Source organism: Pseudomonas sp. DTU_2021_1001937_2_SI_NGA_ILE_001 (assembly GCF_032463525.1).
Taxonomy (GTDB): domain Bacteria; phylum Pseudomonadota; class Gammaproteobacteria; order Pseudomonadales; family Pseudomonadaceae; genus Aquipseudomonas.
Genome location: NZ_CP135971.1, coordinates 3,276,977 through 3,292,963, shown reverse-complemented (window position 1 = coordinate 3,292,963; position 15,987 = coordinate 3,276,977). Strand labels below are relative to the sequence as shown.

The window sequence follows — 15,987 nt, the reverse complement described above, 5'->3', positions numbered from 1 at the left end:
GCCTCGGGCGGTCGAGATATGGCTGATTACGGTTCTTGGGGGTGCACACAGGGCGATGGTGGGTCGCTCGTGGTTACGAATCGTGTCGTAAGAATTTAGCGGCGAGTGTGGAGCCGGGCGCGGCCGGAACCTTATCCATGCACGACATGGCCGAATCCGTTCCCGACGGGCAAGCCCATGCCCTCCGGGGCTGGTTGCCGTAAGCACGTCAGTGTCGCTGATGGATAAATGGCGTGACAGGGCGTTACGCAGAATTCGCCTCAAGAAAGGCCGGCAGTCGGCCGTGGAGATCCAGCATGTCCCAAAGCTTCCTCAATCCGGTCAACACCCAGACCTGGGTCAACGGTCGTCACCTGGTGCGTGTCGTCAAGGTCGTTCAGGAAACCTGGGACGTGCGCACCTTCTGTTTCATGGCCGACCAGCCGATCATGTTCTTCTTCAAGCCGGGGCAGTTCGTCACCTTGGAGCTGGAGATCGAAGGTCAGCCGGTGATGCGCTCGTACACCATTTCCAGCTCGCCGTCGGTGCCCTACAGCTTCTCGATCACCGTCAAGCGCGTACCGGGCGGTCGCGTGTCGAACTTCCTTCACGACACCCTGCACGAAGGCCAGGAACTGGCCGTGCACGGTCCGGTGGGGCTGTTCAACGCCATCGACTTCCCCAACCCGAAGATCCTCTACCTCAGCGGCGGCGTGGGTATCACTCCGGTGATGTCGATGGCGCGCTGGTACTACGACACCAACGCCAACGTCGACATGGTGTTCGTCCATAGCGCCCGTTCGCCGAAGGACATCATCTATCACCGCGAGCTGGAGCATATGGCGTCGCGGATCGACAACTTCAGTCTGCATCTGGTCTGCGAGAAACATGGCCTGGGCGAGCCCTGGGCCGGTTACCGCGGTTACCTGAACATCCGCATGCTGGAGATGATGGCGCCGGACTTCCGTGAGCGCGAGGTGTTCTGCTGCGGCCCGACGCCGTACATGGCGGCGGTCAAGCGCATGCTCCAGGAAAACGGCTTCGACATGGCCCAGTACCATGAAGAGTCGTTCGGCGCCACGCCGCCGGAAGCCAAGGCCGATGCCGTCGAGCATGCCGAACAGGCGGCCGATGCGCCAGACCTGGATATTTCCGACCTGCACCAGGTGGAGTTCAGCGACACCGGCAAGAGCATTCGCATCGCACCGGGCGAGACCGTGCACGCGGCGGCTGCCAAGCTGGGGCTGATGATCCCCAAGGCCTGCGGCATGGGCATCTGCGGTACCTGCAAGGTGATGAAGCTCAGCGGCGAAGTGGAAATGGAGCACAACGGCGGCATCACCGAGGAAGACGAAGCCGAAGGCTACATCCTGTCGTGCTGCAGCGTGCCGAAGAGCGACGTGCGTATCGAGTACTGATGTAGCAGCGATGCACCGTGTGGGAGCGAGCTTGCTCGCGAAGAGGCCGGCAAATCCAATGCACCGGTTGCCGCCGTCGTGAGCCAGCTCGCTCCAACAAAAGCGCAGGAACGCCTGCCTGAGCCGCATTGCTCCGGCTGCGAAAAGCTGGTCATCCCGGGTTCATCCCGGCTGAAGCCGGTCCCCCAGGTGAGCGGCCGAGATCAGAGGCTGAAGCGCGCTACCAGGGTATTCAGGCCCACCGCCAGGCGCGAGAGTTCGCCGCTGGCGGCGGAGGTCTGCTGGGCGCCGGTGGCGGTCTGGGTCGACAGGTCGCGGATGTTCACCAGGTTCAGGTCCACTTCGCGGGATGCCTTGACCTGTTCCTGCGCGGCGTCGGCGATCATCCGGTTGCGGCTGTTGATCTCTTCCACGGCGGCATGAATGGCATCCAGCGCCTGACCGGCGCCCTTGGCGACGTTCAGGGTGGTGTCGGCATGCTGAGTGCTGTTGTGCATCGATCCCACCGCCTGTTCGGTGCCGCCCTGGATGTTGGCGACCATGCGTTCGATCTCGCTGGTCGACTCCTGGGTACGATGTGCCAGGGCGCGCACCTCGTCGGCCACCACGGCAAAGCCGCGACCCGCCTCGCCGGCCCGTGCCGCTTCGATGGCGGCGTTGAGGGCCAGCAGGTTGGTCTGATCGGCCAGGCCGCGAATCACATCCAGTACCTTGCCGATATCCCGCGACTGCTCCGCCAGCTGGCTGACCTGCCGGGCGCTGTCCTGCACCTCGCCGCTCATGCGTTCGATGGCCGTCAGGGTTTCCTGTACCAGATCGCGGCCATCGCGTGCCGAGCGGGTCGCCGCCTGCGAGGCCTGGGAGGTGGTGTCGGCGTTCTGCGCCACGGCTTCCACGGCGCTGCTCATCTGGTTCACCGCCGTGGCGGCCTGTTCGATCTCGTCGTTCTGCCGGCTCAGGCCGCGGGCACTTTCGTCGGTCACGGCATTGAGCTCTTCGGCGGCTGAGGCCAGTTGGCCGGCCGAACCGGAAATCTGCAGCAGGGTGTCGCGCAGGTTGTGTTGCATGGTGTGCATGGCCTGCAGCAGGCGACCGGCCTCATCCTGCCCGTGCACCTCGATGCTCTGGTTCAGCTTGCCGGCGGCGATGGTTTCGGCGGCCGACAGCGCGCTGGCGATCGGCTCGGTGATGCTGCGGGTCAGGCGCCAGGCGAACAGCAGGGTCAGTAGGGTCGCGATGACCAACAGTCCCACCACCAGGTCGAAGGCGTGCTGATACTGCTGTTCTGCGTCGGCCGTGGTTGCGCCCAGCTCCTGGGTGTGCGACTCCACCAGGCGACCCAGCACCGCGTTGATGCGGTCGGCGTTATCGGTCATCTCGCTGTTCAGCAGGCGGCTCACGCTTTCCAGGTCGCCGTTTGCCGACAGGCTGCGCATGCGCTCTTCCAGTTGTCGATACCCTGCCAGCAGGTCCAGGTACTCCTTGAACATCGCGCGTTCCTGCGGTTTGTCGAGCAGCGGCTCGTAGGCCTTGCGGGCCTGGTCGAGCTGCTGGTTGCGCATCACCAGCAGTTCCTGGTTCTTCTGTTGGCTGGCGGGGTCGCGATTGACCAGCAGGCGGTAGGACAACACCCGCATGCGCAGGGTGATCTCGTTGATACGGTTCAATTCCCTGATCGCCGGTACGCTGTCCTGGGCCAGTGCTTCGGTCGCACCACGGATCTTGCTCATCTGCAGCAGGGCGAACACCCCAAGGATCAACATGAGCGCGCCGATCAGGGCAAAACCGAGAAATGCACGGGGGGCGATATTCATCTTGCGTAGCGACATGGAAATTCCTCGAGGAGGGCGCAATCCATGCGGCCAGTAAGTAGGGTGCCAAAGCGACGGTGTGATCCGACCGGCAACGGGATCCAGAAGTTGCGCAGGATGATATCAAAATGATGCTGTCATTCGCCCGGCGTCATTGAAATGACGTTCCATGATTGCCGCTGGCTGTGCTGCAGGCCGCCATTTACAAGGGGCTGGCAGCTTTTCGGGCTGTGCGCTTTTGTCGCACCCGAAGCACCCGACGAATTGCAGAAACCGAGTGGGAATCTGTCGGTCTCAGGCTGCGGCGATGAATGAATGTTCATCTTCAGGCTGTGGCAACCGCCCAAGCCCCGGCAGGCGCCTGCCGGCACGCCATGCCACACCGGGCGCGCGGGGCAGGGCGGTCCGTGCCGCACTAGCATGCGTACCGACTTTTCTTTATCGTGTGCGCCCCGTGGAATTTGCTCGAGTAAACAGAATGTTGGAATCGTCTCTCAGCCAGTTGGAACAACTTGTCAGCGATCTGGTGCAACAGAACCAGCAATTGCAGGACAGCAATGCCCAACTGCGTGCCGAACTGGCCCAGGCCAGGGAAGAAAACGACAGCCTGCAACTGAGCCTGTTGGAACATGAAGAGAAGCAAGGCAGCGCTGCGGCGCGTATCCAGGCCCTGGTCGAGCGCGCTACCAGCGCCAGCGCCGTGAACGCATGAACCGCTACGATGGTGTGACCGTGCTCTCCATCATGGGCAATGACTATTCGGTCAAGGCCCCTCCCGGAGAGGAGCAGACTCTGCAGCAGGCGGCGGCGATGCTGCAGGCATCGCTCACCGAAACCAAGCGCCAGTACCCGACGCTGATCGGCGACCGGCTGCTGATGCTCGCGGCGCTGAACCTGTGCTCCAAGCAGATCCAGCTCGAAAAGCAGCACAAGATCGAGCTGGAGCGCGCCCAGGAGCAGGTCGACGCCACGGTGCAGGCCATCTCGCGCACCATCGGCCAGGGCTGACAGCCCTGGTGCCGTCCGCAGGCTGCTTCAGCCAGCCTGCATGACCCGACGAATGTCCGCCGCCAGTTGGCGTACGCGGTCCTGTTCGGTGTCCCATGAGCACATGAAACGTGCCCCGCCCTTGCCGATGAAGGTATAGAAGCGCCAGCCCAGGCTGCCCAGCGCGGCGATGGCCGGTTCCGAGAGTTGCAGGAAAACGCCGTTGGCCTGCACCGGGAACATCAGTTCTACACCCGGCACATCCTTGACCAGCTCGGCCAGCAGCTGCGCGCACTGGTTGGCGTGGCGGGCATGGCGCAGCCAGGCGTCGTTCTCCAGCAGCCCGACCCAGGGCGCCGACAGGTAGCGCATCTTCGAGGCCAGTTGCCCGGCCTGCTTGCAGCGGTAGTCGAAGTCTTCGGCCAGCTCACGATTGAAGAACAGGATTGCCTCGCCCACCGCCATGCCGTTCTTGGTGCCGCCGAAGCACAGTACGTCGACGCCGGCTTTCCAGGTCAGCTCCGCCGGGGAGCAGCCCAGGAAGGCGCAGGCGTTGGAGAAGCGCGCGCCGTCCATGTGCAGGTGCAGGTTGAGTTCCTGGCAGGTGGCGCTGATGGCGCGCAGCTCTTCGGGCTGGTAGACCGTGCCGACTTCGGTGGCCTGGGTGAGAGTGACCACGCGCGGCTTGGGGTAGTGGATGTCCTGGCGCTTGAGGGCGATTTCGCGGATCGCTTCGGGGCTGAGCTTGCCGGCGGTGCTCGGTGCCACCAGCAACTTGGAACCGTTGGAGAAGAACTCGGGAGCGCCGCATTCGTCGGTCTCGACGTGGGCGGTTTCCGAACAGATCACGCTGTGGTAACTCTGGCACAGCGCTGACAGGGCCAGGGAGTTGGCGGCCGTGCCGTTGAAGGCGAAGAACACCTCGCAGTCGGTTTCGAACAAGCGGCGGAAACCATCGGCGGCGCGTGCCGTCCACTGGTCATCGCCGTAGGCGCGCTGGTGTCCCTGGTTGGCCTGTTCCATGGCGGCCCAGGCCTCGGGGCAGATACCGGAATAGTTGTCGCTGGCGAACTGTTGGCTCTGGTCGGTCATTGCCGATTCCTTATGCTTGACGAGGTACGGGTCTTGGCGGGCCTTGTGGGCTGCCATGTACCTCTGGTCTGGGATGCCTATACATTAGAGAGACTCATGGATCTTTCCAACCCGCCCTTTCTGCCCAGGCGCGATCACGCGCTGGACCTGCTCAAGTGGCTGGCGATGCTGAGCATGGTGCTGGACCATCTGCGCTACGTCGGCTGGTCGGCGGACTGGTTGTATATACCGGGGCGCCTGGCCTTTGCGTGGTTCTGCCTGGCCATTGCGGTGAACCTGGCGCGGCGCAGTGCCGCCGAGACCGGCCCCCGGATCCGCTGGCGGTATCTGGCCTGGATGGCCGGCTTCGCGGTGCTGTCGGAGTTGCCGTACCGGCTGTTCATGCCGCAGGCGCAGACGCTGAATGTACTGCCCACGCTGTTGCTCGGCCTGCTGGTCGCTCAGGGCTGGCGCCAGCGCATGCCGCAAACCCGCACCATGGCGCTGCTGGCCTTGCTGCTGGCGGCGCTGTTTCAGCAGCACCTGATGTTCGGTTTCGCCGGGGTGATGCTGCCGCTGGTGATGCTGATGGTGTTGCAGCGGCCGTTGTGGCTGGCGGTTTTTCCGGCGGTGGTGTGCGTGGCAGGCAATGCCTGGCCGGAGATGCTCGCCGGGCTGCGCTGGGGGGATGCGGTGTCCATCGGTGCGCTGCTGGTCTGCCTGTTGGCGCCACTGGCCGGGCTGCTGCTGTTGCGGCGCAAGCTCAGCCTGGCGATCTGGCCGATGCGCCGCTGGGCCTATGCCATTTACCCCGCGCATTTCGTGGCGTTGTGGGGGCTTATGCAGTGGGTGGTTTGAAGGTGAAGGCGGCTTTGCCTGCGGCATGTGGCCCGGTGGGAGCGGCTTTAGCCGCTAAAACGCCAGGAAATTCACTGCATTTGTTGTGGTCATGCGGTCGCTTCGCGGCTGAAGCCGGTCCTACCCGGTATAACTGACCAGTGTTGTGGCTGAAGCCGCTTCTGCCGAAGCGGGGCTTGTGGGGCTGTGAATCGAGCCAGGAAAAAAACCATGTGGACAAGATGATGGCCAGGCGCTTATCGTGCGCGCAGGCCGCCTCATGTGGCCAACGTCGCTCGGACGGTTCCGGGCGCTTACGTCTGCGAGATTCTCATGGCTGACCAAGGTTTGCCGCGCCGCTTTGCGCGCATCGATCGACTCCCTCCCTACGTCTTCAACATCACCGCCGAACTCAAGATGGCCGCGCGTCGTCGTGGCGAAGACATCATCGACCTGAGCATGGGCAACCCCGACGGGGCTACGCCGCCGCACATCGTCGAAAAGCTCGTCACCGTCGCCCAGCGCGAAGACACCCACGGCTATTCCACCTCGCGGGGTATTCCGCGTCTGCGCCGGGCCATTTCCAACTGGTACAAGAAGCGCTACGAAGTCGATATCGACCCGGAGAGCGAAGCCATCGTCACCATTGGCTCCAAGGAGGGCCTGGCGCACCTGATGCTCGCCACCCTCGACCAGGGCGACACCGTGCTGGTGCCCAACCCCAGTTATCCGATCCACATCTACGGTGCCGTGATTGCCGGCGCCCAGGTGCGGTCGGTGCCGCTGGTGCCGGGCGTGGACTTCTTCGCCGAGCTGGAGAAGGCCATTCGTGGCTCGATCCCCAAGCCGAAGATGATGATCCTCGGTTTTCCGTCCAACCCCACTTCGCAATGCGTGGAGCTGGACTTCTTCGAGCGTGTGGTGGCGCTGGCCAAGCAGTACGACGTGCTGGTGGTCCACGACCTGGCCTATGCCGACATCGTCTACGACGGCTGGAAGGCCCCGTCGATCATGCAGATCCCCGGCGCCAAGGACATCGCGGTGGAGTTCTTCACCCTGTCCAAGAGCTACAACATGGCCGGCTGGCGGATCGGCTTCATGGTCGGCAACCCCGAGCTGGTCGGCGCCCTGGCGCGGATCAAGAGCTACCACGACTACGGCACCTTCACCCCGCTGCAGGTGGCGGCCATCGCGGCCCTGGAAGGCGACCAGCAATGCGTGCTGGACATCGCCGAGCAGTACCGCCAGCGCCGCAACGTGCTGGTCAAGGGTCTGCATGAGCTGGGCTGGATGGTCGAGAACCCCAAGGCCTCGATGTACGTGTGGGCGAAGATCCCCGATGCCTACGCGCACCTCGGCTCGCTGGAGTTCGCCAAGAAGCTGCTGGCCGAAGCCAAGGTGTGCGTCTCGCCAGGCATCGGTTTCGGTGAATACGGCGACGACCACGTGCGCTTCGCGCTGATCGAGAACCAGGACCGCATTCGCCAGGCGGTACGTGGCATCCGCGCCATGTTCCGCGCCGATGCCCAGCAGGCGGGCCAGCCGGCTTCCTGATCGACCGGCCTCCTGCGCCGCGCGTGCGGGAGGCCTCTGCTGTAGCGCCGGTTTTAGCCGCAATACCGTTCAGTTAGCCATTATGTGGCTTGGTGGGAGCGGCTTTAGCCGCGAAAGCACCAGGAAACTCACTGCATCTGTTGTGAACAGGCGGTCGCTTCGCGGCTAAAGCCGCTACCCGGTCTTTTGGTCGGGATGCCTTTCGCGGCTCAAGCCGCTTCTGACGGGCAGCTACGCCGATAGCATTGCTCCCCTCCTTGTATCCCCCGCCCGACTTGTCTGAATACGCCATCGGCATGCTGTGCCCGGGGCTCTGGCGTGCCTGAACAGCCCCCCTGACGAGCTCTTCCAGGCAGCCCGCCGACTGCCGGAAAAGCCCCTGTAGCCGGGCTTTTCGCCGGATCGGGCGTTCGCTTGCGGTTGGTCTCGACGGCCTGGCGTGGCGGATTGTTCCGTGGCCTGTCGCGCATGTCGTAAACGCGCCTTTGCGTGGCGCGCGCAGGCATCTGGATCGCCTTGGCCGGCCCTACCATCGCAGTCACTGGGTAGCCAACCCTCCCGATCAATAATGAAAGGCGCCGCGACGCCGCTGGGGATACGCGATGTTCAGCAAACAAGATCAGATTCAGGGCTATGACGATGCACTGCTGGCGGCCATGAATGCCGAGGAGCAGCGCCAGGAAGACCACATCGAGCTCATCGCCTCCGAGAACTACACCAGCAAGCGCGTGATGCAGGCGCAGGGTAGCGGCTTGACCAACAAATACGCCGAAGGCTACCCGGGCAAGCGTTACTACGGCGGCTGCGAGCACGTCGACAAGGTCGAGCAGCTGGCCATCGACCGCGCCAAGCAGCTGTTCGGTGCCGATTACGCTAACGTCCAGCCGCACTCCGGTTCGTCGGCCAACTCCGCCGTCTACCTGGCGCTGCTGCAGGCTGGCGACACCATCCTGGGCATGAGCCTGGCCCACGGCGGCCACCTGACCCACGGCGCCAAGGTGTCGTCTTCGGGCAAGCTGTACAACGCCGTGCAGTACGGCATCGATACCACCACCGGGCTGATCGACTACGACGAAGTCGAGCGCCTGGCGGTCGAGCACAAGCCGAAGATGATCGTTGCCGGCTTCTCGGCCTACTCCAAGACCCTCGACTTCCCGCGCTTCCGCGCCATCGCCGACAAGGTCGGGGCGCTGCTGTTCGTTGACATGGCCCACGTGGCCGGTCTGGTCGCCGCTGGCCTGTACCCCAACCCGATTCCGTTCGCCGACGTGGTCACCACCACCACCCACAAGACCCTGCGCGGTCCGCGTGGCGGCCTGATCCTGGCCAAGGCCAACGAAGAAATCGAGAAGAAGCTCAACGCCGCGGTGTTCCCTGGCGCCCAGGGCGGCCCGCTGATGCATGTCATCGCCGCCAAGGCCGTGTGCTTCAAGGAGGCGCTGGAGCCAGGCTTCAAGGCCTACCAGCAGCAGGTCATCGATAACGCCCAGGCCATGGCCAAGGTGTTCATCGAGCGTGGCTACGACGTGGTCTCCGGTGGCACCGACAACCACCTGTTCCTGGTCAGCCTGATCCGTCAGGGCCTCACCGGCAAGGACGCGGACGCCGCCCTGGGCCGCGCGCACATTACCGTGAACAAGAACGCCGTACCCAACGACCCACAATCGCCTTTCGTGACCTCGGGCCTGCGCATCGGCACCCCGGCCGTCACCACCCGTGGGTTCAAGCAAGCCCAGTGCATCGCGCTGGCCGGCTGGATCTGCGACATCCTCGACAACCTCGGCGATGCCGATGTCGAGGCCAATGTCGCCGGCCAGGTGGCCGCCCTGTGCGCCGATTACCCGGTCTACCGCTGAGTCAGGAGTCGCCTACCATGCAACGTTATTCAGGCTTCGGCCTCTTCAAGCACTCCCTCAGCCACCACGAGAACTGGCAGCGCATGTGGCGTACGCCCACGCCCAAGCAGGTCTACGATGTGGTCATCGTCGGCGGTGGCGGCCACGGCCTGGCCACGGCCTACTACCTGGCCAAGGAACACGGCATCACCAACGTCGCGGTGATCGAGAAGGGCTACCTGGGCGGCGGCAACACCGCCCGTAACACCACCATCGTGCGCTCCAACTACCTGTGGGACGAGTCGGCCCACCTGTACGAGCACGCCATGAAACTGTGGGAAGGCCTGTCGCAGGACCTCAACTACAACGTGATGTTCTCCCAGCGTGGGGTGTACAACCTGTGCCACACCCTGCAGGACATCCGTGACTCCGAGCGTCGGGTCAGCGCCAACCGCCTCAACGGCGTGGATGGTGAACTGCTCAATACCGAGCAGGTCGCGGCGGAGATTCCGTACCTGGACTGCTCGAAGAACACCCGCTACCCGATCCTTGGCGCCACCGTGCAACGGCGCGGCGGCGTGGCCCGTCACGACGCCGTGGCCTGGGGCTTCGCCCGTGCTGCCGACGCCCTGGGCGTCGACCTGATCCAGCAGACCGAAGTCACTGGCTTTCGCAAGCAGAACGGCGTGTGCATCGGTGTGGAAACCACCAAGGGCTTCATCGGCGCCAAGCGCGTCGGCGTGGTCACGGCCGGTAACTCCGGGCACATGGCCAAGCTGGCCGGCTTCCGCCTGCCGCTGGAATCCCACCCGCTGCAGGCGCTGGTGTCCGAGCCGATCAAGCCGATCATCGACAGCGTGATCATGTCCAACGCCGTGCACGGCTACATCAGCCAGTCCGACAAGGGCGACCTGGTCATCGGTGCCGGTATCGACAGCTGGGTCGGCTACGGCCAGCGCGGTTCCTACCCGGTGATCGAACACACCATCCAGGCCATCGTCGAGATGTTCCCGGTGCTGTCGCGGGTGCGCATGAACCGCCAGTGGGGCGGCATCGTCGACACCTCGCCGGACGCCTGCCCGATCATCTCCAAGACGCCCGTGCCGAACATGTTCTTCAACTGCGGCTGGGGTACCGGCGGCTTCAAGGCCACCCCTGGCTCGGGCAACGTGTTTGCCGCGAGCCTGGCCAAAGGCGAAATGCACCCACTGGCGGCACCGTTCTCCATGGATCGTTTCCACAATGGTGCGCTGATCGACGAGCACGGCGCTGCTGCCGTGGCTCACTAACAGGAGGATTGCGAACATGCTTTATATCTTCTGTCCTCACTGTGGCGAGCATCGCTCCGAAGAGGAATTCCACTCGGCCGGCCAGGCGCACATCCCGCGCCCGCTGGACCCGAACGCCTGCTCCGACGAAGAGTGGGGCGACTACATGTTCTTCCGTGACAACCCGCGCGGCATCCACCACGAGCTGTGGGACCATGCGGCCGGCTGCCGGCAGTACTTCAACGTCACGCGCAACACCGTGACCTACGAAATCCTCGAAACCTATCCGATTGGCGCCAAGCCACAGTTCACCGCCGAGGGAGACAAGGTATGAGCCAGAGCAACCGACTGCCCAATGGCGGCCGTATCGACCGCAGCAAGGTGCTCAACTTCACCTTCAACGGCCAGACCTACCAGGGCTTTGCCGGCGACTCCCTGGCCTCGGCCCTGCTGGCCAACGGCGTGGACGTGATCGGCCGCAGCTTCAAGTACTCGCGCCCGCGCGGCATCTTCGCTGCCGGTGCCGAAGAGCCGAACGCCGTGCTGCAGCTGGGCGCCACCGAAGCCACCCAGATCCCCAACGTGCGCGCCACCCAGCAGGCGCTGTATTCCGGCCTGGTGGCCAGCAGCACCAACGGCTGGCCGAACGTCAACACTGACGTGATGGGCATCCTGGGCAAGGTCGGCGGCAGCATGATGCCGCCCGGTTTCTACTACAAGACCTTCATGTACCCGCAGTCCTTCTGGATGACGTACGAGAAGTACATCCGCAAGGCCGCCGGCCTGGGTCGTTCGCCAACCGAAAACGACCCTGACCGCTACGACAACATGAACCAGCACTGCGACGTGCTGGTGGTCGGTGCCGGCCCTGCCGGCCTGGCCGCTGCCCTGGCCGCCGGCCGCAGCGGGGCGCGGGTGATCCTCGCCGATGAACAGGAAGAATTCGGCGGCAGCCTGCTCGACAGCCGCGAAAGCCTCGATGGCAAGCCGGCCAGCGAGTGGGTTGCCAGCGTGGTGGCCGAGCTGGCTGGGCTGGACAACGTCCTGCTGCTGCCACGGGCTACCGTCAACGGCTATCACGACCACAACTTCCTGACCATTCACGAACGCCTCACCGACCACCTCGGTGACCGTGCGCCGATCGGCCAGGTACGTCAGCGCATCCACCGGGTACGCGCCAAGCGCGTGGTTCTGGCCACCGGTACCCACGAGCGTCCGCTGGTTTACGCCAACAACGATGTGCCGGGCAACATGCTCGCCGGTGCCGTGTCCACCTACGTGCGCCGCTACGGTGTGGCACCGGGCAAGAAGCTGGTGCTGTCGACCAACAACGACTACGCCTACCGCGTCGCCCTGGACTGGGCCGACGCCGGTCTGCAAGTGGTGGCCATCGCCGATGCGCGCCACAACCCACGCGGTTCGCTGGTCGAGGAAGCCCGCGCCAAGGGCCTGCGCATCCTCACCTCCAGCGCGGTGATCGAGGCGCGTGGCAGCAAGCGCGTAACCGGTGCCCGCGTCGCGGCCATCGACCTGAAAACCATGAAAGTCACCAGCCCCGGCGAGTGGCTGGATGCCGACCTGATTGCCAGTTCCGGCGGCTACAGCCCGGTGGTGCACCTGGCTTCGCACCTGGGTGGCCGTCCGGTATGGCGTGAAGACATCCTCGGCTTCGTGGCCGGCGATGCGCCACAGAAGCGCGTCTGCGTCGGTGGCCTGAACGGCGTGTACAACCTGGGTGACACCCTGGCCGATGGTTTCGAAGGGGGCGTGCGCGCCGCCAGCGAGGCCGGTTTCTCGGCCGTCGAAGGCGTGCTGCCGAAAGCCGTCAACCGCACCGAAGAGCCCACCGTGGCGCTGTTCCAGGTGCCCCACGACAAAGGCACGGCGCGTGCGCCCAAGCAGTTCGTCGACCTGCAGAACGACGTCACCGCCGCGGCCATCGAACTGGCCACCCGCGAGGGCTTCGAGTCGGTCGAGCACGTCAAGCGCTACACCGCGCTGGGCTTCGGTACCGACCAGGGCAAACTGGGCAACGTCAACGGCCTGGCCATCGCCGCCCGCTCGCTGAACGTGACCATCCCTGAGATGGGCACCACCATGTTCCGCCCGAACTACACCCCGGTGACCTTCGGCGCCATCGCCGGCCGCCACTGCGGGCACATCTTCGAGCCGGTGCGTTTCACCGCCCTGCATGCCTGGCACGTGAAGAACGGTGCCGAGTTCGAAGACGTCGGCCAGTGGAAGCGCCCCTGGTACTTCCCCAAGAATGGCGAAGACATGCATGCCGCCGTGGCTCGCGAGTGCAAGGCCGTGCGTGACAGCGTCGGCCTGCTGGATGCCTCGACCCTCGGCAAGATCGACATCCAGGGCCCGGATGCCCGCGAGTTCCTCAACCGCGTGTACACCAACGCCTGGACCAAGCTGGATGTGGGCAAGGCCCGCTACGGCCTGATGTGCAAGGAAGACGGCATGGTCTTCGACGACGGCGTGACCGCCTGTGTCGCCGACAACCATTTCGTGATGACCACCACCACCGGCGGCGCCGCCCGGGTGCTGCAGTGGCTGGAGCTGTACCACCAGACCGAATGGCCGGACCTGAAGGTGTACTTCACCTCCGTCACCGACCACTGGGCGACCCTGACGCTGTCCGGTCCCAACAGCCGCAAGCTGCTGGCCGAGCTGACCGACATCGACCTGGGCCGCGAAGCCTTCCCGTTCATGACCTGGAAGGAGGGCAACGTCGCCGGCGTACCGGCACGGGTGTTCCGTATCTCGTTCACCGGTGAGCTGTCGTACGAGGTCAACGTGCAGGCCGACTACGCCATGGGCGTGCTGGAAAAGATCGCCGAGGCCGGCAAGAAGTACAACCTGACCCCGTACGGCACCGAGACCATGCACGTGCTGCGCGCCGAGAAGGGCTTCATCATCGTCGGTCAGGACACCGACGCCTCGATGACCCCCGACGACCTGAACATGGGCTGGTGCGTAGGCCGTACCAAGCCGTTCTCGTGGATCGGCTGGCGTGGCATGAACCGCGAAGATTGCGTGCGCGAGCAGCGCAAGCAGCTGGTCGGCCTGAAGCCGGTGGACCCCAAGCGCTGGCTGCCTGAAGGCGCCCAGCTGGTGTTCGACCCGAACCAGTCGATTCCGATGAAGATGGTCGGCCACGTGACCTCCAGCTACGCGCACAACTCCCTCGGTTATTCCTTTGCCCTGGCAGTGGTGAAGGGCGGTATCAACCGCATGGGCGAGAAGGTCTACGCGCCGCTGGCCGATGGCAGCGTGATCGAGGCGGAGATCGTTTCGTCGGTGTTCTTCGATCCGAAGAACGAGCGCCAGAACGTCGAATGAGGAATGTGGGAGCGGCGTCAGCCGCTCCCACCGGGCAACACAACAGAATTCATAACAGGTGCGTCATGACTACAGTCAACGTATACCAGCAACGCCCCACCACCGGTGCCAAGGCCGAGCAGCCGCTGTACCACGCCGGCCTCGACAAGCTGGTCGGCAAGGGCCACACCAATCCCGGCGTGTCACTGCGCGACAAGAAGCTGCTGGGCCACCTGACCATTCGGGGTAATGGTCACGACGCGGCGTTCGCCGCTGGCGTCAAGCAGGCCTTGGGCCTGGAACTGCCTGGCCCGCTGGGCCTGGTGATCGACGGCGAGCGCTCGCTGCAATGGCTCGGCCCGGATGAATGGGTGCTGATCGTGCCGACCGGCGAAGAGTTCGAAGCCGAGAAGCAGCTGCGCGCTGCGCTGGACGGCCAGCACATCGCGATCGTCAATGTCAGCGGCGGCTGGTCGATCCTCGAACTGACCGGTCCGAACGTGATCGACGTTCTGAAGAAGTCCACCAGCTACGACGTGCACCCGAGCAACTTCCCGGTCGGCAAGGCCGTGGGTACGGTGTTCGCCAAATCGCAACTGGTGATTCGCCGGACCGCCGAAGACACCTGGGAGCTGCTGGTACGCCGCAGCTTCTCCGACTACTGGTGGCTGTGGCTGCAGGACGCCGCAGCGGAATACGGCCTGGGCATCAAGGGCTGATTGCCCACGGTGCAATTGACGTCAGCCAGACTCGGTAGGCGTGGCTTCAGCCGCGAAGAGCTCAGCAAAGCCAATCTTCGCGGCTGAAGCCGTTCCTACAGGGGGCGGCGCCTCGCTGTATCTGTTTAAGGAATGACCTTCATGAGCCGTGCCCCCGATACCTGGATCCTCACCGCCGATTGCCCCAGTGTTCTGGGCACGGTGGATGCGGTGACCCGCTACCTGTTCGAGCAGGGCTGTTATGTCACCGAGCATCACTCCTTCGACGACCGGTTGTCCGGGCGTTTCTTCATCCGTGTGGAGTTCCGCCAGCCTGACGGCTTCGACGAGGCCGCCTTCCGCGCGGGCCTGGCCGAGCGTGGCGCTGCGTTCGGCATGCTGTTCGAGCTGACCGCCCCCCACTACCGGCCCAAGGTGGTGATCATGGTCTCGAAGGCCGACCACTGCCTGAACGACCTGCTGTACCGCCAGCGCATCAACCAGCTGTCCATGGACGTGGTCGCGGTGGTCTCCAACCATCCGGACCTGGAACCGCTGGCCAGCTGGCATTCGATTCCTTACCACCACTTCCCGCTGGACCCCAACGACAAGCCGGCCCAGGAAGCCAAGGTCTGGCAGGTGATCGAAGACACCGGCGCCGAGCTGGTGATTCTCGCCCGCTACATGCAGGTGCTGTCGCCAGAGCTGTGCCGCAAGCTCGACGGCAAGGCGATCAACATCCACCACTCGCTGCTGCCCGGTTTCAAGGGTGCCAAGCCCTACCACCAGGCCTACAACAAGGGCGTCAAGCTGGTGGGCGCCACCGCACACTACATCAACAACGACCTGGACGAAGGCCCGATCATCGCCCAGGGCGTCGAAGTGGTGGACCATTCGCACTACCCCGAGGACCTCATCGCCAAGGGGCGTGACATCGAATGCCTGACCCTGGCCCGCGCGGTGGGCTATCACATCGAGCGGCGGGTATTTCTGAACGCCAATCGCACCGTGGTGCTCTGAGCGCCAGCCTCTTCTACGCTTGTCACACCTGTTTGCAATCGATCCGTGCCCGTCTGGGCACGTGTCGTTTTTGGAATGCCCGAAGGCGGTGTGACTGCAAGCGTTTTTGCCGATTCGGCGCATTCTTGCCAGCAGGACCCCCAGGGTTGTCAGGTATCGGCAGGCTCGTTCGGCCAATG

General features: G+C 64.3%; 13 protein-coding genes and 1 pseudogene. 11 read left to right on the top strand and 3 right to left on the bottom strand.

Going from position 1 to position 15,987, the window contains the following annotated elements; translation table 11 throughout:
- Positions 1-296 precede the first annotated feature (296 nt).
- On the top strand, positions 297-1,397 hold the full coding sequence (gbcB, locus tag RRX38_RS14115) for a glycine-betaine demethylase subunit GbcB (RefSeq protein ID WP_295470493.1): 1,101 nt from the start codon (positions 297-299) through the stop codon (positions 1,395-1,397).
- A 203-nt stretch (positions 1,398-1,600) separates the two neighbouring features.
- On the opposite strand, the gene RRX38_RS25055 is transcribed toward gbcB, so the two are convergent.
- Both RRX38_RS25055 and RRX38_RS25050 read right to left on the bottom strand, forming a co-directional pair.
- Positions 1,601-2,464: a methyl-accepting chemotaxis protein gene (locus RRX38_RS25055; protein WP_410524907.1), complete on the bottom strand. Its 864-nt coding sequence runs from the start codon at positions 2,462-2,464 to the stop codon at positions 1,601-1,603.
- Positions 2,456-3,211: pseudogene (locus tag RRX38_RS25050) on the bottom strand (MCP four helix bundle domain-containing protein); the annotation flags it as partial. The gene RRX38_RS25055 and the pseudogene RRX38_RS25050, both read right to left, overlap by 9 nt.
- Before the next feature lie 475 nt (positions 3,212-3,686).
- Between RRX38_RS25050 and RRX38_RS14105 the strand changes: the two are divergent.
- Positions 3,687-3,920, top strand: coding sequence for a hypothetical protein (locus RRX38_RS14105; RefSeq protein ID WP_295470496.1), 234 nt, complete (start codon positions 3,687-3,689; stop codon positions 3,918-3,920).
- Entirely contained in the window at positions 3,917-4,216 is a 300-nt protein-coding gene (locus RRX38_RS14100) for a cell division protein ZapA (protein WP_295470498.1), read from the top strand. The genes RRX38_RS14105 and RRX38_RS14100 overlap by 4 nt, the downstream gene beginning before the upstream one ends.
- Before the next feature lie 27 nt (positions 4,217-4,243).
- Here RRX38_RS14100 and RRX38_RS14095 read toward each other — a convergent pair whose 3' ends face one another.
- The gene (locus RRX38_RS14095) at positions 4,244-5,287 is read right to left on the bottom strand and encodes a low specificity L-threonine aldolase (RefSeq protein WP_295470499.1); all 1,044 of its coding nucleotides are present in this window, start codon (positions 5,285-5,287) and stop codon (positions 4,244-4,246) included.
- A gap of 96 nt (positions 5,288-5,383) precedes the next feature.
- Here RRX38_RS14095 and RRX38_RS14090 point away from each other — a divergent pair, with 96 nt between their 5' ends.
- The 8 genes from RRX38_RS14090 (at position 5,384) to purU (ending at position 15,808) form a co-directional block, all read left to right on the top strand.
- Positions 5,384-6,124, top strand: a complete 741-nt coding sequence (locus RRX38_RS14090) for a TraX family protein (protein ID WP_315959638.1) — start codon at positions 5,384-5,386, stop codon at positions 6,122-6,124.
- Between the two features lie 312 nt (positions 6,125-6,436).
- Positions 6,437-7,657: an alanine transaminase gene (gene alaC / locus RRX38_RS14085; protein ID WP_315959637.1), complete on the top strand. Its 1,221-nt coding sequence runs from the start codon at positions 6,437-6,439 to the stop codon at positions 7,655-7,657.
- Between the two features lie 602 nt (positions 7,658-8,259).
- Positions 8,260-9,513, top strand: a complete 1,254-nt coding sequence (gene glyA / locus RRX38_RS14080; RefSeq protein WP_295472689.1) for a serine hydroxymethyltransferase — start codon at positions 8,260-8,262, stop codon at positions 9,511-9,513.
- 17 nt (positions 9,514-9,530) lie between these two features.
- On the top strand, positions 9,531-10,781 hold the full coding sequence (locus tag RRX38_RS14075) for a sarcosine oxidase subunit beta family protein (RefSeq protein ID WP_315959636.1): 1,251 nt from the start codon (positions 9,531-9,533) through the stop codon (positions 10,779-10,781).
- Between the two features lie 16 nt (positions 10,782-10,797).
- Complete coding sequence (locus tag RRX38_RS14070; RefSeq protein ID WP_295472693.1) at positions 10,798-11,094, top strand: sarcosine oxidase subunit delta; 297 nt, start codon at positions 10,798-10,800, stop codon at positions 11,092-11,094.
- On the top strand, positions 11,091-14,111 hold the full coding sequence (locus tag RRX38_RS14065) for a sarcosine oxidase subunit alpha (protein WP_315959635.1): 3,021 nt from the start codon (positions 11,091-11,093) through the stop codon (positions 14,109-14,111). The genes RRX38_RS14070 and RRX38_RS14065 overlap by 4 nt, the downstream gene beginning before the upstream one ends.
- A gap of 65 nt (positions 14,112-14,176) precedes the next feature.
- Positions 14,177-14,809 carry a sarcosine oxidase subunit gamma gene (locus RRX38_RS14060; RefSeq protein WP_295472697.1) on the top strand — a complete coding sequence of 211 codons (633 nt, stop codon included), beginning with the start codon at positions 14,177-14,179 and terminating at the stop codon, positions 14,807-14,809.
- Between the two features lie 141 nt (positions 14,810-14,950).
- Complete coding sequence (purU, locus tag RRX38_RS14055; RefSeq protein WP_295472699.1) at positions 14,951-15,808, top strand: formyltetrahydrofolate deformylase; 858 nt, start codon at positions 14,951-14,953, stop codon at positions 15,806-15,808.
- The last annotated feature ends 179 nt before the right edge of the window (positions 15,809-15,987 follow it).

Coding starts and splice junctions, on each gene's coding strand:
- alaC (WP_315959637.1), top strand. CDS start 6,437: ATGGCTGACCAAGGTTTGCCGCGCCGCTTTGCGCGCATCGATCGACTC.
- RRX38_RS14100 (WP_295470498.1), top strand. CDS start 3,917: ATGAACCGCTACGATGGTGTGACCGTGCTCTCCATCATGGGCAATGAC.
- glyA (WP_295472689.1), top strand. CDS start 8,260: ATGTTCAGCAAACAAGATCAGATTCAGGGCTATGACGATGCACTGCTG.
- gbcB (WP_295470493.1), top strand. CDS start 297: ATGTCCCAAAGCTTCCTCAATCCGGTCAACACCCAGACCTGGGTCAAC.
- RRX38_RS14095 (WP_295470499.1), bottom strand. CDS start 5,287: ATGACCGACCAGAGCCAACAGTTCGCCAGCGACAACTATTCCGGTATC.
- purU (WP_295472699.1), top strand. CDS start 14,951: ATGAGCCGTGCCCCCGATACCTGGATCCTCACCGCCGATTGCCCCAGT.
- RRX38_RS14060 (WP_295472697.1), top strand. CDS start 14,177: ATGACTACAGTCAACGTATACCAGCAACGCCCCACCACCGGTGCCAAG.
- RRX38_RS14070 (WP_295472693.1), top strand. CDS start 10,798: ATGCTTTATATCTTCTGTCCTCACTGTGGCGAGCATCGCTCCGAAGAG.
- RRX38_RS14090 (WP_315959638.1), top strand. CDS start 5,384: ATGGATCTTTCCAACCCGCCCTTTCTGCCCAGGCGCGATCACGCGCTG.
- RRX38_RS14065 (WP_315959635.1), top strand. CDS start 11,091: ATGAGCCAGAGCAACCGACTGCCCAATGGCGGCCGTATCGACCGCAGC.
- RRX38_RS14075 (WP_315959636.1), top strand. CDS start 9,531: ATGCAACGTTATTCAGGCTTCGGCCTCTTCAAGCACTCCCTCAGCCAC.
- RRX38_RS25055 (WP_410524907.1), bottom strand. CDS start 2,464: ATGCAACACAACCTGCGCGACACCCTGCTGCAGATTTCCGGTTCGGCC.
- RRX38_RS14105 (WP_295470496.1), top strand. CDS start 3,687: ATGTTGGAATCGTCTCTCAGCCAGTTGGAACAACTTGTCAGCGATCTG.